The following is a 19,249-nucleotide window of genomic DNA, read 5'->3' on the forward strand; positions in this document are numbered from 1 at the left end:
CTATGCTATTTGGTGTGTGAATTCGGCATAATAGTTATCGACAGCGTAGTGAACTGTTATGTACCTCCCTGGTGCTAATTGTTGCTAGTTGATAACAACTAGCAACAACCCTTCCAGCGTATCATTTATACTATTTCACCTTTAGCAAGGCATATATTTAATAAATACAATCCTAATAAAAAATAATTTAAAACGATAGAGTTAAGATTCGACTAGATATTCAAGCAGTTTTAAGGTGGCTTTTTCATCTGGGCTAAAGTATTTGGCTCGCGTGCGCTTGAGTTGTTTGCGAAAATAATCAAGAGTACGACCACTTTCGTAGTGCAGGATAACGCCGGGGTGAATATAGTTTGAACGGCATACTGCTGGCGTGTTACCAAGCTCGCCAGCCACTTTTTTGACTGCCGCTAGCACATTACTTTGGCTTAGCTTTTCATCATCGGCCGGACCAAGTTCGTCAAGCGCGATAGCCATCAGTACCGTGCCTGCCCATGTTCGAAAGTCCTTCGCGCTAAAATCTTCCCCCATTACTTCTGCAATGTATTGGTTTAGATCCTGTGCGCTAATATTTTTACGCTCCCCATCCGGTAGTGTGACATCAAACAATTCGTAGCCAGTCATTTTTTCCAATTGGGCTAACACCTTGGTGACATGATTGTCGTGGATTTCGCGGTGCTGTTGTTTGTGGCTTTTTCCGACGTAATCAAATTCTACATGACCACGCTCAATGCTCATGTGCTTTACGCGCAGCGTGGTCAAGCCATAAGTTTGGTTGTCTCTGGTGTAACTTGGGTTACCAGGTCTGAAGAAGGCGTCATCTAACATGCGTGTCATGCAAGCTAATACCACATTTTCGTCGATAGGACGCTGGGTGATATGCTGCCCTGTCACGCGCCGCATAGTGGAAAGCTCTTTGGCAAAGCGCAAAATGCGCTCAAATTTCTGCTCGCTGGCCTGCTCAGTCCACTTAGGATTGTATATGTATTGTTTGCGATTTTGCGCGTCCCGGCCAAAGGCCAATACCTTAGCACTGCGGTCGAGTTCAATTTGCACCTCCTGCCACGCAGGAGGGATCGCTAAGCTTTGCACCCAGCGCTTAATGCCCTTGTTTTTAACCGTTCTGCCAGAAGGGTACTGGTAGGTAAACTTATCACCAAATGGTTTTCGAATAATAAAGCGCTCCATATCCAATCTCCTTTTATTCCTTATTGCGCAGTTATTTTAATAAGTTACATACTGCATTTACCCGTCGCTAGTTCACTTACTTACGGTTTTTTGAGAAATAAAAAACACCAACAATGGGCACTTTCGGGAAAGAACGACTTGACCTAGTCCTTGACAGAGTAGAACGTTCACTCTACCCTAAAGGTAGAGTTTTCGTTCTACCTTAATGCCGCACTTGGAGCGCCAGACATTGAAAGCACAAATTGCCGAAAGTTTAGAGGCTGCCTTTAGCCAGTATGGTTTCGCTGAAGCCAGCGTTTCACAATTAAAAACAGCCTGTAACGTGAGCTTGCGTACACTATACAAACATTATCCTTCAAAAGAGTTAATGATTGTCGCGGCCTTGACCCACAGACATCAGCGCTATTTAGCTTTTTTAGCAGATGCCCGCATTAAAGATGGCAAAGAGGCGATTTTAGCGGTTTTCGAGAGGCTTGATCAGTGGATGACAGAGTTTGCCCCCCATGGGTGTATGTCGTTGCAAGCGTTAGCGGCATTCCCTGACAACCTCGAAATAAAAGCGGCGGTTTCACAGCACAAAAACGATGTACGTTTACTGTTAGCTCAACGAGCTCAACGGCCTCACTTAGCCACAGCGTTACTGTTACTTCACGAGGGAGTCTCTAATGTGTGGCCTATATTGGGCTACGAATCTATCGAATCTGCAAAATTATCAGTTCAACAAATGATGGAGCAAAATGAACATGCCTAACATCACTAACGCCCCTAATATCGTCGCTATTCCCAAAAAAATGAAGGGGGTGCAACTTACTGGTCACGGTGGCCCTGAAGTGCTTCAGTACAATCAAGATATTGCTGTTCCTTCACCCAAAGATCATGAAGTACTGATACGGGTGGAAGCTGCGGGGGTAAATAACACCGACATTAACACACGTACCGCCTGGTACTCTAAAAGTGATGCTGATGGCGCAGACGCAAGTTGGTCAGGCAACGCATTGACCTTTCCGCGTATACAAGGGGCCGATGTGTGTGGCCAAATCGTAGCGGTCGGAAGTCAGGTCGCCAATAGCCGTGTTGGCGAACGAGTATTGATAGAGCCTTGCATTCGCCAAGTGAACGGAAAAACGTTAGATACACCTTGGTATTTTGGCTCTGAATGCGACGGTGGCTTTGCACAATATACGCTAGTTGATGCTCGCCATGCGTTCGCTATTCAAAGTGAGTTGAGCGATCTAGCGTTAGCCACCTTCCCTTGTTCCTACTCGACCGCTGAAAACATGCTGACTCGTACTCAGTTAGCCCCTAACGAACGAGTGTTGATCACGGGTGCATCAGGTGGCGTAGGCTCAGCAGCCATACAATTGGCAAAAGCACGTGGGGCATATGTTATTGCGCTCACCAGCCCAGCCAAAAACGAACAGCTGTTGGCCTTAGGTGCCGATGAAGTCATCAGCCGCGATGCTGATTTACTTGCAACGCTAAAAGCGAATAGCATAGATGTGGTCATCGATTTGGTTGCAGGGTCCGCATGGCCTAATTTACTTGATGTGCTTAAATGTCACGGCCGATACGCGGTTGCCGGTGCCATTGGCGGCCCAATCGTCGAGTTAGATGTTAGAACCCTGTACTTAAAAGATCTCAGCTTTTTTGGCTGTACAGTATTAGAGGCTGGTGTTTTTCAAAACTTAGTGGACTACATCGAGCAGAGTAAGATTTCACCTATTGTTGCCCAATCGTTTCCGCTAAAAGACATAGCGCAGGCTCAAAAAGTCTTCACCGAGAAACATCATGTAGGCAAGATAGTGCTGAGTATTGATTGACTCTAAAAGTTGATTTGAATTTGTTTTAAATCTGATAGCGCCGTCCAAATTGGCGCTTAAGACTCATGTAACAAGTTTCATGTAGTCGATTTTCTTCAATAAAAAGTCACTTCACTTGAGCTCAGTTGCAGCTCATCTTCGTAGTCAACAAAAAAGAACTCTTGATTAAATTTATCGTCACTCACCTCAATCATGTCGTCAAAACTAAAGAGATCATCCCCTAATAGCTTCTTCACTGCAGCCATCGACTGACCCTGCTTAAAAGCCCCAAATTGCCACGAGCTGTTAATCGTCAGTTTATCTTGCCGAAAGACCGAATCCAATAAATACACTCTATTCACTGTGCTACCTGTCACCTCCACGACCAAGTGGTTATCCAAAATAAGCAAATTTGTATCTTTATCACTTGCGACTTCTCCTATCGCTAAGGATTTCAACGTATCGACATCAACTAACTCAAGATCCCCATTAATATATCGGCTTAAGCTATCCGCGATGTGGGTATTGTGGGCGACATCAAGTCTACTTGGCTCAAAATCGCGATGCGATACAGAATAAAAACTCGCTAAATAGTCAGGTTGTCGATTTCGCTCTACTGATTTAGCGATACCCTCTATTGAAATGGTTTGAGATGCATGTTTAAGCACTGCAGTGTGTGTCGAATCTTGCTGGGTATTGATGGCTTTCTCAACGTCAAGCATAGGCATGTCATATGACACCTTATTAAGAATACGCCACTCTTGCTTTTCAAATCGAGCATCAAAATCAAGCATACTAAGAAGCTCATTGCTAAACCAAACATTTCGATTGGTGACACTTACCAGCTTGTCATTGATGAATGTAAGCCAAAGATCACGCCCATAGGAGACAAGCAATAAGTCATTATCTAGGACATATACGCCTGCAGGGCTACCAAATAAAGCCACAGCTTCGTCATAGGTACTTTGTAATCGCAATCCAAATACCCCCTGCTCAAAGTCGATTGAGAACGATTCAATGGGCGGCAGCGGTAATTTGTCAGTGTTTATTTGATAGGTAATAGTATGTTGTTTTTTAGCACGTATTTTTGACTCAATACTTAAGGCGAATTTCCTTAAACCACTTGCATCATAGGGCGTTGCTTTTGATGACAAGGCAGCCCCCGTAGCGCAATTATTAACAAGTTGCGCAGTGAATGTGACTCGGTTGCGTACGACGCGGGATTCCGAGGCCAAGCTATCTAACACAACCGATTTTTTCGTTAAGATGACGCCATCAACTCCCCGCTTTTTAGCAATGTCTAGAATATCTTGAATGACTTCCGATCTGGTTTTTGCCAGCGATTCAGCATTAGTGCTTCCTGTCGAGAATCGTAATCGTCCACTTACTTTAATTGTATCTACAACCCCATAATCACAAGCAGGATAAAACTGTAATAGTTCTGCGGCTGAGCTTTCTTTTGCCAACATCGCAAGACAAGCGCCTAACAACACCTTCATATTCAGATATCTCATAAATTTCCTTTTAAATTATCATATTTGTCTTAACATCTTCGTGTATCTTATTGACGAATAACAAAAATTGGCGAACAGTATGCAAGACAAGGTTAAAGCTATTATTGGGTAAAAAAACTCTCAGCACAACAGGCTAGTTTGCTCATTTCATCTCAGTTGCCAGAAACAATTCAGGCTAAAACGAAAATTTTTTTATAGGCACGAAAGGTATCGATTGGTAATTTAATGAGAATATGCTGCTAATACGACATTTTACCCAACAAGATAAGACACACCTCATTCGCTGCTTAAACACGACTAACGTGACGCGTTTTTTGTCGAGTCGCATTCCTTATCCGTACACAGAAGATGACGCCATTTGGTGGATTGAACAGGGCAGTAAAAATGGCATTATTCGCGCAATTGAAGTGGACGGTGAGTTTGTTGGCTGTGTGAGTGCTGAGCCAGGCCAGTTTGAATATACGTATTCAGCTGAAATCGGTTACTGGTTGGCTGAGCAGTTTTGGGGCAAGGGCTACGCCTCAAAAGCACTTTCTATGCTGATTGATGAAGTGAAAAACAACAGTGAAATAGTGCGCTTACACGCCAGTGTATTTGAAGGCAATCTGGCCTCTTGCCAGGTGCTAGAAAAATGTGGCTTTAATGCTGAAGGTTACCTAAAAAAGGCGGTGTACAAGCAGGGCTCGTTTTATAACACGCATCTCTACGCTAACGTTATTAACGATGCCAATGGCTAAAAGCGACGGGTGAAGCCTGTTATTACCCTATTTCACTGACAAAATGTATCTGTTTAAGGATTAAAATTAACGGCTCAGTAGATCAATCCAAGTGAACATTGTTAAAGTAGCCGTTTATACCGTTAGATATTCAGGATTAGGAAGTCGATTTGCAGCAATCAGCGTTAAAAGTACTCGCAGGGCCTATTCTAAAGAAACTCACGTGCGAGCAAGTGACGTTATGGTTAGTCACCAACCAACCCATCGATATCAATTTGTCGCTTTCACCTGAAGGTCAAACTGCGCAAACCTACCCGCTTGAGCAAACCAATGACAGTGAAATCCCCCAGCACAGAAGCATTAAGGTCGGTGAACATCTTTATATACATTTATTGCACCTGACACTCGACACCCCATTACCCGAAGACTGTTGGATTGGCTATCAGTTAGACTTTACGACTCAAGACAAAGTCAACGTAAAGCTCACCGAGTTGCTCAGTGATATTTGTTACCCACAGCGCCCCACTCCCGGTTTTGTGGTGCACCATAAACTGCGAAAAATTCTGCATGGCTCTTGCCGCAAACCTCATCATGACAGCCCTGACGGCTTAGTGATTGCCGATACCCTGCTGAGTACTCTGCAAGATTCCCCGCAGCGGTGGCCGAGTCTAATAATGATGACAGGGGACCAAATATACGCTGACGATGTGGCAACCCCCATGTTAGCGGCCATTCACAGTGTTATCCCCTCTCTGGGCATAGTTGACGAAATCTTTTCTGATTCAACCGTTAACAACAGCCACGATTTGCACACTGAGCAGGCCTTATACAATCAACGCATACAGATTTTACCAAATGATAATCAAAGCCAAAAATTAAAGATCCCGCTTTTTAAGTCCGCTGAAAAGCCGGTCTTCACCACGGTGCACGCGAATAATCATTTGGTGTCGTTTGCAGAGGTCATCACCATGTATTTATTGTGCTGGTCTCCTGAGTGCTGGGCAATTGCTAATACTGATATACCCAGTTCTACTGGTGTTCAAAGCGCAATAGGCGATCAAAGCGTTGAAGAATATCAAAGCGAGTTGGACTTGATAGAACAATTTGTGTCAGGCCTCTCACAAGCAAGACGCGTCATGGCACACCTGCCCTGCCCCATGATGTTCGATGACCACGATGTAACCGACGACTGGAATTTAACCGCAGACTGGGAACAAGCGGCCTACGGCAATGTGTTCTCCCGACGAATAATAGGTAATTCATTAATAGCCTATTTATTGTGCCAAGGATGGGGTAACGCACCGCAAAACTTCAGTAATGAATTACTGCAAAAGGTGCAATTGAGTTTCCAGGACTTAGGCTGCCCAGAACACGATGAAACTATCACCACATTGTTAGCGTTTGAACAATGGCATTACCAATGGCCCACCTCGCCCAAATTATTGGTGCTTGATACCCGCACCCAGCGCTGGTGGTCAGAATCGAACGCCAATAAACCATCTGGTTTGATGGATTGGGAGTCACTCACTGAATTGCAACAAGCTTTGATGAATGAGCCCGCTGTGGTGCTAGTGTCGCCAGCGCCTATATTTGGGGTGAAACTCATCGAAGCTATTCAAAGGGTATTTACCCGTATTGGAAAACCACTGATGGTGGATGCCGAGAACTGGATGGCTCACCCCGGCAGTGCAAATTACTTATTGAATCTATTCACCCACCGAAAAACACCGCAGAACTTCGTGATTTTATCCGGCGATGTGCATTACTCCTACGCCTACCACGTGAAATTAAAGCGAAGACGCAACAGCCCTGATATATGGCAAATCACCAGTAGTGGCTTACGCAATACCTTTCCTGAGAGTTTACTCAACTGGCTAGATAGGCTAAATCGTTGGTTATACGCTCCTTATTCACCGTTAAATGTATTTACCAAACGACGTAACATGCGCGTCACCCCATTAAAGCCTTCGCACGCGTCTGCGGGTGAGCGTTTGGTCAACGGCTCGGGCATTGGCTTGGTAGAACTTGACGATGAAGGAAAACCAACAAGTATCAGCCAATTGTTGTTTGATCAACAAATACAGTTTGAAGAAGCAGATATTGTCAACTCACCACACATGCGAAGACATGAAAGGTAAAAACAGTTAGAGAACATAAACAAAACATTTTATTTACATACGTATTCATTTGGTAATTTTTTTGCTCTTGCCTTAAGGTTTCACAGCCACGGCTTGGAGCAGTTACATATCGTCACGTATGCCTTAGCAAATGACCAAACGATCAACCTAAGGGATACGCTCATGAAGACATCTTTAAAAACCATTGCTTGTGCACTGGCAGTTAGTTTTAGCACTCAAAGCAGTGCAGCCCCCACAACTTTTGTCCACTTATTTGAGTGGAACTGGCAAGACATAGCCACCGAATGCGAAACCTTTCTGGGCCCCAAAGGCTATGCCGCGGTTCAAGTATCGCCACCAAACGAGCACATCACCGCACAGCAGTGGTGGGCTCGTTATCAACCCGTTAGCTACGTGTTGCAAAGCAGAGGGGGAAACCGCGCGCAGTTCATTGACATGGTGCAACGCTGTGATTCAGCAGGCGTAGATATTTACGTAGACGCGGTCATTAACCATATGGCGGCAGGCTCAGGAAATGGAACTGCTGGCAGCAGTTTTGGCGCCAAGCAGTACCCTATATTTTCCCCCCAAGATTTCCATACAACCTGCACAATCAATAACTACAGTGACCGAGGACAGGTACAAAATTGTGAATTGGTTGGCCTAGCTGATTTAGACACGGACGCGCCTTACGTTCAAGACACCATCGCCGCCTACTTAAGTGACTTGACCAACATAGGCGTTAAAGGGTTTAGATTAGATGCCGCGAAGCATATGCCTAGTGCCGATATATCCAGTATATTATCCAAAGTCGCGGGCAATCCCTTGATATTTCAAGAGGTCATCGATCAAGGCGGGGAAGCTGTATCAGCCAGTGAGTATGCCAGTAATGGCTTAGTCACCGAGTTTAAGTACAGCGTTGAAATAGGTAACACCTTTCGAAATGGTAAATTAGCGTGGCTAAGTAATTTTGGAGAAGACTGGGGGTTCATGCCTAGCTACCAAGCAGTGGTCTTTGTTGACAACCATGATAATCAGCGGGGTCACGGTGGCGGTGGCAACGTTATTACGTTTGAAGATGGTAGGTTATACGATCTCGCAAATGTGTTTATGCTTGCCTATCCCTATGGATATCCAAAGGTCATGTCCAGCTTTGACTTTCATTCTGATACCGATGCAGGTGCGCCCAATATGCGCGTACACAATAACGGTAATCTTGAATGCTTTGGGCAAAACTGGAAGTGCGAACATCGCTGGAGTTACATTGCTGGTGCGGTAGATTTTCGAAATAATACCCATGACGATTTCTCACTGTCCGACTGGTGGGATAATGGTGCTAATCAAATCGCCTTTGGCCGCAGCAGCTCAGGCTTTGTAGCCATCAATAAAGAGAGCTATCAACTTAACGCAAGCGTACCTACTTCAATGGCACCAGGACAATACTGCAATGTACTGAAAGGTCAACTTGCCAGTGATGCTCAAAGCTGTTCCGGGGAGGTTGTAACCGTACAAAACGACGGAACCATAAACCTTAGCGTGGTTCCTTTTGATGCGATAGCGATTCATCACAATGCAAAGATCACAGACTCTGCCCCTACTCAAAATAACCAAAGAACGGTCATATTCATTAAAGCACAGACGCAAAATGGTCAGGATATGTTCGTGCGCGGCGGTATAGACCATGCCTATGCCAGCAGCCAATTAGGCAAGGCCTGCACGGCAGAAAACTATCAATGTGCAATTCCAATCACCCACAATAATCTGCGTAACACAACCACGGCGGTGTGGAAACAAAGTGAACAATACCTAGATTGGTATGGTGCTGAAAGCGCGCAAAATGCAGCTGCACAAGGCACCGCAATGGACTGGACGACGCACCTTTGGCCCGACAGCTATGGCCCACACAAAACAGTGGTCAACGACGGGTTTGGACAAGAAGTACTCAATGCGTGGGGGGAGCATTACTGGATGCTGGATGTACAAATGGATTGCAGTAAAACCGTAAACGGCTGGTTCGAACTCAAGGCCTATGTAAAAAACGGACAAGGCTTTGAAGGCGACGTGCAGCAAATCGGTACACCTTATCCTTCGAGCAATCATTTCGCTCAATGCGGTAAGATAAACCAATTCGAATTCAACAGTTCAACTGCGTATATCGTGCCGTTTTAGTTAGCAGCTAGACTTTCAATCTGTGAGGGGTAGAGGCTGAATTAAAAACACGTGCGGGTAAACCTTACCCGCTATTTTTCAGCGTCACGTCAGTAGCAATGAGGCAGGTTATTAGTTTAATTCCACCAGATAATGGTATTTGTCACTGCGGCAACGACTGATGCGGTATTCCATCGGTTTGTCGTTTAGCGACTGAGCGATGCGTGTTACTTCAAGCAACGGCTCACCAAGTTTTATGTCTAGTGTATCAACGTCATTTTGCGTGGCGAGATCCGCTTTGATACTGTCACGAATGGTATGTACGGTCAGGTTAAAGTTGGTTTGATAAAAGTGGTACAGCGTATGTGGCACTTCTTTTTCATCAAGCAATGCTTTGAACCATTTATGGGGCAAAAAAATAGTCTCCGCAATACAAAACTCGTTATCTAAAGTACGGCGCCTGATCAGTACAATCACTTTGTCTTTCGGGTTGAGTGCTAAGGCCGCAGCGACTTTCTTATTGGCTGTTTGCGTTGAAATAGACAATAGCTCAGCCTTGGGCAATTCTGGGTTTTTACCATCCGCAATCAGCGGGTAAAAACGATAAAGTCCGTGATGCCCCGTATGCTCAGAAACAAACGTACCAATGCCTTGCCTGCGGGTAAGAATTTTAGCGCTCGTTAGGCTGTTCAGCGCTTTACGCACCGTGCCTTGGCTGACGCCAAACTCGCTGGCCAGCTGAAATTCGTTGGGTAACATTTCACCTGGCTTCCAGCGCTGCTCAACAATAAGTTGAGTTACTTGCTCTTCCACCTGTTTGTACAGAGGTTGGAAAGCTAAACCAGGTCGGCTAAGTTTGTTGTCAAAGCGATTTTCGTTCATATACGGCAAATTTGTTGAAACAAAATATAAGAGTAATATTAAGTGTATGTCTTATACAAGATATTATCGTTTGGTTTACATTAAACTTTGTTAAGGATCAATTCGGTGCATTCTTGCGAAGTGCATTAATCCCGCTATATCTACTAGTTTTAAGCATCGTTTCAATCACTTAATATGCACACTCGGATAACGGAAAACCCAGCATGCAACTAAAACCCAACAAAGATTGACAAGAATTTAACACTACTATAACTTATATCTTATATAAGATTGTAAGGGTTGCTTGCATCGCCTCAGTGCTAGCATTTGCGCTTCCCCATTGTGCCATTATCACGAGTGAGAAAAATTCATGTCTATAACTACGTCTGTGTTGGATGTTACTGCCCCGAATTGGAACGATATAAAGCAAGCTGAAGTGACCGGCGCCGCGAGCTTGCAAAGTGATGCCAGTGTACTAATTCCGACGTCGCAAGGTGAGTTACACATCGCATTTCATACGTTTGGTGTGCGTGTACAAATTGGCACGAAAAACCAGCCTGACTATGGTCTACTCGTATCCACACCGGATGTAATAGCGGCAGATATCGTTTCAAATGAGCAGCAAACAACCCTGATTGCTGGCGACAGTAAGTTGGTGATCAACCACACCCCCTTCACGTTTGAGTTATCACAAAACAGTAAAACAATTCAGCAAACTGCGACCGATGGTCACTTTGTGCGTCGCTACCGTTTACCACCTCTAGCCAAAGTGGATAAAGGCTGGTTAATAAGCCTAGAGCTCGACACCGACGAAGCCGTATACGGCTTAGGCGAAAAATGGGGTAGCCTTAATAAGCGCGGTCAGCTGGTGCGCTCTTACAACCACGATGCGCTAGGCGTAAATGCCGAAATTTCCTACAAAAACACACCATTTTGTTGGAGCCCTAGCGGTTGGGGCGTATTTGTGCATACCCCTGCCCCGGTAACACATGCTGTGGGTTATGCCACTTGGTCACAACGTGCTTACGGGGTATTGGTCGAAGATGAATGCTTAGATATGTTCTTGATGCACGGTGAGGATGGTAATGCCATTATCAACACCTACACAGATTTAACCGGCAAAGCGCCGACCCCTCCGGTATGGAGCTTAGGGGTTATTTTATCGAAAGCGTATTACAAGGATGTGCCTGAATTATTGGCTACGGCAAAAGACGTACGCGACCACAAAATGCCGTGCGACGTTATCACCCTTGACGGACGTGCATGGCAAGACACAGATACCCGCTTTGCCTTTGAATGGGATCCCAAACGCTTTGACGACCCCGCGGCGGTGATCAATAAGCTCAAAGCTGATAATTTTAAAGTCTGCATATGGGAATATCCATTGGTTTCTATTCAGCATCCGCTTTTTGCCGAAATGGCCAAAAAAGGCTGGTTATTAAAAGACAAGCGCACCGGCGAAGCGTATCAATACAAGTGGGACATGAGCGCGTTTGCAGAAGTGCTGACGCCGCTACCTGAGTCCGGCATTGTGGATTTCACCCACCCCGATGCATATCAGTTTTGGATGGAATCACACAAGCCCTTGTTTGATTTAGGCATTGATATGATAAAAGCCGACTTCGGTGAACAGGTCGAAGATGACAACATGCTTGCTTACAGCGGTGATTCAGGCAACCGCTTGCACAACGTTTACAGCTTTCTATACAACAAGTGCGTGTACGAAGCCGCAGAGAAGTATTCTAAAAACGGACCTTTCTTGTTCAGCCGTTCAGCATGGACCGGCTCACAGCGCTTCCCTAGTCAATGGGGCGGCGACCCACAAGCCGATTGGGGCGGGTTAAGCGCCAGTATCCGCGGTGCTTTATCGTGGGGGATGTCAGGCGCGCCTTTCTTTGCCACTGATATTGGCGGGTTCTTCAAAGACACCCGAGATCAAGAGCTCTTTATTCGTTGGTCACAAGCCGCCGTATTCAGCGCTCATATGCGTTTACACGGCATAGGTCAGCGTGAACCTTGGAGCTATGGCCCTGAAGCAGAAGATGCAGTAAACCAAGCATTGGTGCTACGTTATCGCTTACTACCGTATATTTACAACGCCATGCAACAAGCAAGCAGTACAAGTGTACCTTTGATGCGCGCGATGCCATTGGCCTTTCCCAAAGATCGTGTTGCGGCAGCGTTTGAATCGCAGTTTATGTTCGGTGATGACATGTTAGTGGCTCCCTGCTTAAAACCCGGCGGAGAAGTAGAGTTCTACTTACCCGAAGGTGAATGGCAACGCTTCCCAAGTGAACAAACCTACCAAGGTGGCAAGGTTTATAACCTAACCCTTGGCGCTCAAGAAATGGCCGTGTTCGTACCTAAGGGCAAGCGCATACCACTTGGGCCAGATGTTGAACACACGGACGAGTTGACTGATCAGCAACCGCAAATTAGCCATTACTGGCCCAAATAGCCCTTGAGCGCAGTCGGAGAACACTTCATGCAAAATGCTGTCAGTCGCGGGTTTTTAGCCATTAATCGCCCGCTAGGTAAGGTCAATTATGCCATCAGCACCCTTGGCAAAAATATTGCAGGCGTGCTGTTAAGCGCTATGTTGCTGATGATTTTAGCTCAGGTGTTCTACCGTTATGTGTTAAACGATTCCCTAGCATGGACCGAAGAGCTCGCGAAATACTTGATGGTATGGGTCACGTGTTTAGTTGCCCCTTGGGCTTATCGTGAAAATTTAAACGTGTCTATCGAGATGTTTGCCGACGCCCTTCCCAAAGGCTTACGCAGAATGTCAGAAGTTATAATCACCCTCTTAGTGATTATGATAAGCGCAGTGTTTTTCAAACAAAGCGTTGCATTTTTCCAAGGTGGTTTTGAAATATATGCCTCGTCCATGCCCGTCAAGCTTGCTTACTTTTATGCCTGCGCACCGTTAATGTTTGCGGCCCTGTTTTTAGTGGGTATCGAAAACCTGATCAAACAACTCTTTGCTCGTGCTTATCTCACTGCGCAAACGATTCCCCCCATGGAAGTAGAATAATATGTCTATCAGTTATTTTTGGGTTTTCATTCTATTGCTCACTGCTGGCACGCCAGTGGTGTTTGCCTTGTTAATTGGTCCTGGTGTCAGTTTAATGCTTGACGGTAACGAAGTGTTTTTCTCAGCATTGTTAACCCGTTTGTACTCAGGGATGAATTCGTTCCCTTTGATGGCGGTACCGTTTTTCATCTTAGCTGGTGAGCTGATGAATCAAGGCGGGATCACCCAGTCTATTGTGCGCTTTAGCCAAACCTTAATAGGGCATTACAGAGGCGGCTTAGCACAAGTTAATATTTTATCGTCAGTGCTTTTCGCAGGGCTATCAGGCTCAGCGGTCGCCGACACCTCTGCGTTAGGTAAAATGCTCATCCCCGCTATGGAAGAAAACGGCTACAGCAGACGCTTTGCCGCTGCAGTGACGGCCGCTTCTTCTGTTATCGGTCCGATTATTCCCCCTTCAGGGATCATGATCTTGTACGCATTTATCATGAACGTATCTGTGGCGGGCATGTTCTTAGCAGGCATTACCCCGGGCCTGTTAATTTGTGCTGGTTTGATGATAGTCACCAGCCGAATTGCCAAAAAACGTAACTACCCAGTAGCAAATCAAAAAGCGACTTGGTACGAGCGTGGCAGTGCCCTTAAATCGTCTTTTTTACCCTTACTTACTCCCGTTATTTTACTTGGCGGGATCGTATTAGGTGTATTCACCCCAACAGAAGCAGCCGCAGCAGCAGCGGGTTATGCACTGATCGTTACCTTATTTGTGACCAACACCCTTAAATTCCACAAGCTACCGCACATACTCGTTAACGCTGCCGTGCAATCAGGAACAATTTTATTACTGGTCGGCTCGGCGGTAACCTTCGCTTGGATCATTACCGTGTCCGGTATGGCTGATATGTTAGCCGAACAAATCGTCGGCATAACCGACAACGTATTGTTGTTGCTGCTGATCATTAACTTATTCTTATTCGCCATCGGAATGTTTCTAGATGCAGGCCCAGCAATCTTGATCCTCGGCCCTGTGCTAGCGCCTATTTTTATCTCGCTAGGCATCGACCCTCTACATTTTGCGGTGATCATGTGCGTGAACTTAACGGTTGGCTTAGCAACCCCCCCTATGGGCTTGGTGCTATTTGTGGCTGCGTCCGTATCCGGCGAAAAAACCGAAAATATTGCCTACGAAATGCTGCCATTTTTAGCAGTTGAAGCCTTGGTGATTTTTATTATTACCTATTTCCCTGCGGTCACTATGACCTTACCTCGTCTGTTTGGGTTTGCTTGATATGAATACAAAACGCATTGTGCTTCTTACTGTTTATGCCGTCATTGCGGTGGCCAGTATGGTGGGTATTATTAACGCCAATTCTGATCGCGCTGAATTTATCATCAAGGCGTCTATTCAAGCATCGACTCAAGATGAAGATTATGTGGGCTTACTGGCGTTTAAAGAATACGTAGAACAAGCAAGTGAAGGCCGAGTACAAGTTCAGCTTTATTCCTCGGGCCAGTTTTGTGGTGGCGTGCCTGAGTGTATTGGTAACTTACAAAAAGGCGTGCTCGAAATGTTTCCTACCACGGCAGGCGGCACAGGAAATTTTTTCGCGCCTGCTCAAGTACTCGATTTACCCTATGTTTTTGATAACGACAAGCAAGCCCAGTGCGTACTCGACGGGCCTATTTTAAGCAAGATGCGCAGCACCGTTTTAGACCGAAACCTGCAAATTCGCCTAATGGGTGTGACCAACACTGGCGGCTGGCGTAATTTCGCTACCACCAGCAAAGCCATTCATCATCCAAGAGATTTAATCGGACAAAAAATACGCACTACGCCGGCTAAAATACAGCAAGAGCTTGTGCGGCAACTGGGCGCAAACCCGACGCCGGTTTCATGGGCTGAGCTCTACACTGCACTGGCAACAGGCGTGGTAGAGGGCAGTAAAAACGGTATTCAAGATATTATTGGGGCTAAATTAGAAGAGCATTTAAAATACATAGTGCTGGATGGGCATTCGTATATGGCGGCGTTATGGTGGTTCTCTGAGCCCGTTTGGCAATCATTACCTAAAGATATTCAAGGCATTATAGAACAAGGTTTTATACGCCAGCAAAAAGCAGCAAATGATTTGGTATTTAATCAAGAAGCCAACTCATACACGTTGTTTGAAAAAGCAGGTGGTACGGTTTATCGCCCGTCTCCAAGCGAAAAACAAGCTTTCAAAGATGCTTCAAAAAATATGCGTCAGTGGTTTAAAGATAATTACGGCGATGATTGGCTCACGTTGCTGGAAACCTCTGTGGCGCAATGTGCTACAAACGCTAGCTAACCTGTTACGAAAATGTATCAATTGTATTTATAGCCACTATAAGTAAGACGAAAAAACCTTCCTGATAATACTTATATAGCCCATTTTTATTGGGCTAAAAGCTTATTCTTCAAAGCCCCTCAACCAACAAAATAGATTTAACAAAAAGATTGCAATTAGTTAACTTTATGGTTAAATTTTGTCTATCTTTTGTCTTATATAAGACATCTAATGTTTGACACAAGATGCCCTATGCGTCAGCACAATGAGCATTTCATGCTGTTGATGAAATGAAATATTAAATGAAGAACGGTAAGCCAACTACGAACACACTGACATTCTGCAACCTGGACACGTTGCAAATGAACATTGGACTTGCCCCTAAAACAATATCGTGGAGAACACCATGTTACTAAGACCTAGCACACTACACTCAGGTATCACGCGCGCACTCGCTATCGGTACGTGCATGACAATCGGCTTCGCCGCCAACGCACAAGAAGCTGTGCCGGCAGAAGATAAAGGCCTAATGGAAAAGATCACTGTTACGTCGCAAAAACGCGTAGAAAACCTCAACGAAGTGCCTGTTGCTGTATCAGTGTTACGTGAAGATCAAATTAACTCGGCGTTCTCTGCAAACATTGAAGGCTTACAAGCTTTGGTGCCTTCAGTTAGCTTTCGTAAAGGTAACACCAACCGTAACTCGGCAATCACAGTACGTGGTATCGGTACTATTTCATTCAGTGTGGCGGCAGAGCCAAGTGTATCTACCGTGGTTGATGGTGTGGTGCTAGGCCGTTCTGGGCAGGCATTCGTTGATTTATATGACTTACAACGTATCGAAGTACTACGCGGCCCTCAAGGCACTTTATTTGGAAAAAATGCGTCAGCTGGTGTGGTTAACATTACCACCAAGCGCCCTTCTGATGAATTTGGCGGCACGGCCGAAGTGACTTTATTTCAGGACAACGAATACCGTTTGAAAACCAGTGTAACAGGTGCATTGAGCGATAACGTTAACGGTAGTTTGACGGTACTTAAATCACAGTTCGACGGCTACATCGACAATGTGTATAACAACGAAACAACCAACGGCTACGACAAGGAAGGTATCCGCGGTATGTTAGACATTACCGCCGCTAACGATACCGACATCCTGTTCATTTTTGAAAACGTAAAATCGAATGACAATTGCTGTGCAGATTTAGAACTTGCACCAAGCAACCGTTATGTTTCCTCTGACGCGGCCCCTGACAGCACAGGCAATGGCGACCTCGATTTAGAGCAACGTAAAATTGACCATGACTTTGAAACTCGCACCATAGATGAAACCACTGGTTTCTCAGTGCAAGTAGATAAAATGATTGGCGATCACGAATTTACTTCAATCACAGCTCACCGTAGCTGGGATAACACCGAGTTTCGCGAAGGTGATTTCACCTCAACCACGGGCTCTATTCCTTTGCCTGTTAACTTTGGTAGCGTGCCGGACGGTGGCGTTGGATTTCAGCTTCACGATACGGGTGTACAAAACTGGAAACAAACCTCTCAAGAGTTTCGTATAGCCTCTCCTGTTGGCGGTGATTTTGACTATCAATTAGGTGCATTCTGGTGGACACAAAAATCTGAGCGTAACTTTACCCGTGACGCCAGCTGTCAAAATAACGGTGGTCAATTCCCAGCGGCCATTGGCACATACCTGACCGAAAGCCTTGGCGTAGCTGACCCGTCTGAAGCACAGATTAATCAATTTATCGCCGATGAAAATTTAAGCTGCAATGCTAACGACATCGTCAGTGCTACTGCCTTTATGCGCACTCAATTCGATAACTGGGCACTGTTCGCTGACGGTAAATATCACATTAATGACGACTTACGTTTATTGTTCGGTATTCGTTATACAGATGATGAGGTGAGTTACTCACACGACCGTCGCAGTAACGATGAATACAAGCGCACAGGTGTGGGCGTACGTAGCTTTGAAACCAACTATCAAGGTGAAACTGACGAAACGAATGTATCAGGTAAAATTGGTGTGCAGTACGACTTAACTGACAGCAGTATGGCATATTTCACTTTCTCGCAAGGTTATAAAGGCCCAGCGTTTAACGTGTTCTACAACATGGCCGATGCTGATGCACTGCCCATTGATAAAGAAACATCTGATGCTTTCGAGCTAGGTTATAAATACGCAAGCAACGATTTAATTTTCAACGCGGCTATTTTCAGAACTAACATCGATGGTTTCCAAGCGAATAACTCTGAATTACTTGATGGTGTCACCATTACCCGTTTAACAAACGCGGGCTCGGTGATTACTCAAGGTATCGAGTTTGATTTGATGTGGCAGGTAACAGACGACTTCACGCTAACCGGCGGCTTGTCTAAAGTTGACGCTGAAGTGGATGAGTTCAAATGCCCAGTGACTGATGCAAATTGTACTGGTCGCTCTGGTGCTGACTTACCTTTCTCACCTGACCTTAAGTACTCAGTGACAGGCGAATACTTATGGGAGCTTGATAACATGAACGTTATCCTCAACAGCTCATATGTATACACCGACGAAATGTACGCAGGTGCCCCAGGAGGCACCGCCACAGCAGTAGACTTGTTGCCAGATTACGGCATCTTAAACGCAAGCTTGGCGTTCTCATTTGACGACGATGCATATCGCATCAGCTTAATCGGTAAAAACTTAACTGATAAGAGCTTTGTCACTACTTACAGTGGCGATAACTTCCGTTATCAAATTCCACGTGATGCAGACCGTTATTTCGGTGTTCAATTACGTGCAAATTTCTAACCGTAAACGTCTAACCTTTCCCTGAGAGTTAGTGTGTGTTTAGGGCGCCTTAGTGGCGCCCTTTTTTATGTCCGCGATCAAGAAAAACGCACAAATTTAAAACAATCCTTTTATTCCATTTGCCACTGGGGTAAGTTTATTTATAATCGGTTTTTTACTTATTATGTAGATGAGCCATTAGCCGATAAAATTCAAGTAGTTAGCTTTAAGCTGTGTTTTACTCGCGGTTTAATCTGTGGGTGCATAACACGTAAATTGATATGGCGAGCCATATTGTTACTTTTTATTGATAATCTATTAGTTAATTATGAAATTTCACATTCAAAAGCATTTAGAATCTTACTTAGTAAAAGAACGCGTACCAACCGAATACCGAAAGTTAGCCTTAGGTTGTGAGTCACATCTTGAAGACTCTTGCACGTTAATCACTTTCCCCCACGATCGTAAAAACATGGTGAAAAGCAGTTTAGTACAAAAAGCACTGACCAAACTAGGTGAGCTTGAAGATCAAAGCTTGGTGGTGATAGGTGGTTGTTTTACCGCTGAATCAGTTGAGCTTCTTAATGAAGTGGATGCTGTTATATTGTCACTGTCTGAAGGTCATTGGACTGACTCGAGTCAGGGCCATATTCGCGCAAATCACGATTAATATATTAAGGTTTTTATCCTAAAAGCGAATGAAAGCGACGAACTTACCGTCGCTTTTTTATTGCTGTTTTTTTGATACTGCATCTGTGAAGTTATTACTGCTGACTAGCGC

General features: G+C 45.1%; 14 protein-coding genes. 11 read left to right on the forward strand and 3 right to left on the reverse strand.

Going from position 1 to position 19,249, the window contains the following annotated elements:
• Positions 1-201: 201 nt before the first annotated feature.
• Positions 202-1,185 (reverse strand): DNA topoisomerase IB, encoded by a 984-nt coding sequence (locus tag AC0L6N_RS12395; protein WP_473474923.1) that lies wholly within the window; start codon positions 1,183-1,185, stop codon positions 202-204.
• Between the two features lie 205 nt (positions 1,186-1,390).
• On the opposite strand from AC0L6N_RS12395, the gene AC0L6N_RS12400 reads away from it, so the two are divergent.
• Both AC0L6N_RS12400 and AC0L6N_RS12405 read left to right on the forward strand, forming a co-directional pair.
• Positions 1,391-1,936: a TetR/AcrR family transcriptional regulator gene (locus AC0L6N_RS12400; RefSeq protein ID WP_011575619.1), complete on the forward strand. Its 546-nt coding sequence runs from the start codon at positions 1,391-1,393 to the stop codon at positions 1,934-1,936.
• The gene (locus tag AC0L6N_RS12405; protein ID WP_473474925.1) at positions 1,923-3,005 is read left to right on the forward strand and encodes an alcohol dehydrogenase family protein; all 1,083 of its coding nucleotides are present in this window, start codon (positions 1,923-1,925) and stop codon (positions 3,003-3,005) included. Before AC0L6N_RS12400 ends, AC0L6N_RS12405 begins: the two co-directional genes overlap by 14 nt.
• 95 nt (positions 3,006-3,100) lie before the next feature.
• On the opposite strand, the gene AC0L6N_RS12410 is transcribed toward AC0L6N_RS12405, so the two are convergent.
• Complete coding sequence (locus AC0L6N_RS12410; protein ID WP_473474927.1) at positions 3,101-4,498, reverse strand: hypothetical protein; 1,398 nt, start codon at positions 4,496-4,498, stop codon at positions 3,101-3,103.
• A gap of 233 nt (positions 4,499-4,731) precedes the next feature.
• Between AC0L6N_RS12410 and AC0L6N_RS12415 the strand changes: the two genes are divergently transcribed.
• The 3 genes from AC0L6N_RS12415 (at position 4,732) to AC0L6N_RS12425 (ending at position 9,500) form a co-directional block, all read left to right on the forward strand.
• A complete protein-coding gene (locus AC0L6N_RS12415; protein WP_473474928.1) occupies positions 4,732-5,235 on the forward strand; it encodes a GNAT family N-acetyltransferase in 504 nt (167 codons plus the stop codon).
• 149 nt (positions 5,236-5,384) lie between these two features.
• Positions 5,385-7,352 carry an alkaline phosphatase D family protein gene (locus AC0L6N_RS12420; protein WP_473474929.1) on the forward strand — a complete coding sequence of 656 codons (1,968 nt, stop codon included), beginning with the start codon at positions 5,385-5,387 and terminating at the stop codon, positions 7,350-7,352.
• Between the two features lie 162 nt (positions 7,353-7,514).
• A complete protein-coding gene (locus AC0L6N_RS12425) occupies positions 7,515-9,500 on the forward strand; it encodes an alpha-amylase (protein WP_473474930.1) in 1,986 nt (661 codons plus the stop codon).
• Between the two features lie 111 nt (positions 9,501-9,611).
• Here the strand turns inward: AC0L6N_RS12425 and AC0L6N_RS12430 are convergent, their stop codons facing one another.
• On the reverse strand, positions 9,612-10,361 hold the full coding sequence (locus AC0L6N_RS12430) for a GntR family transcriptional regulator (RefSeq protein ID WP_473474931.1): 750 nt from the start codon (positions 10,359-10,361) through the stop codon (positions 9,612-9,614).
• A 349-nt stretch (positions 10,362-10,710) separates the two neighbouring features.
• Between AC0L6N_RS12430 and AC0L6N_RS12435 the strand changes: the two genes are divergently transcribed.
• From AC0L6N_RS12435 to AC0L6N_RS12460, 6 genes are all read left to right on the forward strand, one after another.
• Positions 10,711-12,798, forward strand: a complete 2,088-nt coding sequence (locus AC0L6N_RS12435; RefSeq protein ID WP_473474932.1) for a glycoside hydrolase family 31 protein — start codon at positions 10,711-10,713, stop codon at positions 12,796-12,798.
• Between the two features lie 27 nt (positions 12,799-12,825).
• On the forward strand, positions 12,826-13,377 hold the full coding sequence (locus AC0L6N_RS12440; protein WP_473474934.1) for a TRAP transporter small permease: 552 nt from the start codon (positions 12,826-12,828) through the stop codon (positions 13,375-13,377).
• 1 nt (position 13,378) lies between these two features.
• On the forward strand, positions 13,379-14,665 hold the full coding sequence (locus AC0L6N_RS12445; RefSeq protein ID WP_011575628.1) for a TRAP transporter large permease: 1,287 nt from the start codon (positions 13,379-13,381) through the stop codon (positions 14,663-14,665).
• Position 14,666: 1 nt separating this feature from the next.
• Positions 14,667-15,707: a TRAP transporter substrate-binding protein gene (locus AC0L6N_RS12450; protein ID WP_473474936.1), complete on the forward strand. Its 1,041-nt coding sequence runs from the start codon at positions 14,667-14,669 to the stop codon at positions 15,705-15,707.
• A gap of 385 nt (positions 15,708-16,092) precedes the next feature.
• On the forward strand, positions 16,093-18,489 hold the full coding sequence (locus AC0L6N_RS12455; protein WP_011575630.1) for a TonB-dependent receptor: 2,397 nt from the start codon (positions 16,093-16,095) through the stop codon (positions 18,487-18,489).
• A 307-nt stretch (positions 18,490-18,796) separates the two neighbouring features.
• The gene (locus AC0L6N_RS12460; protein ID WP_011575631.1) at positions 18,797-19,138 is read left to right on the forward strand and encodes a hypothetical protein; all 342 of its coding nucleotides are present in this window, start codon (positions 18,797-18,799) and stop codon (positions 19,136-19,138) included.
• Positions 19,139-19,249: the final 111 nt, after the last annotated feature.

The organism is Paraglaciecola sp. G1-13 (assembly GCF_055809255.1).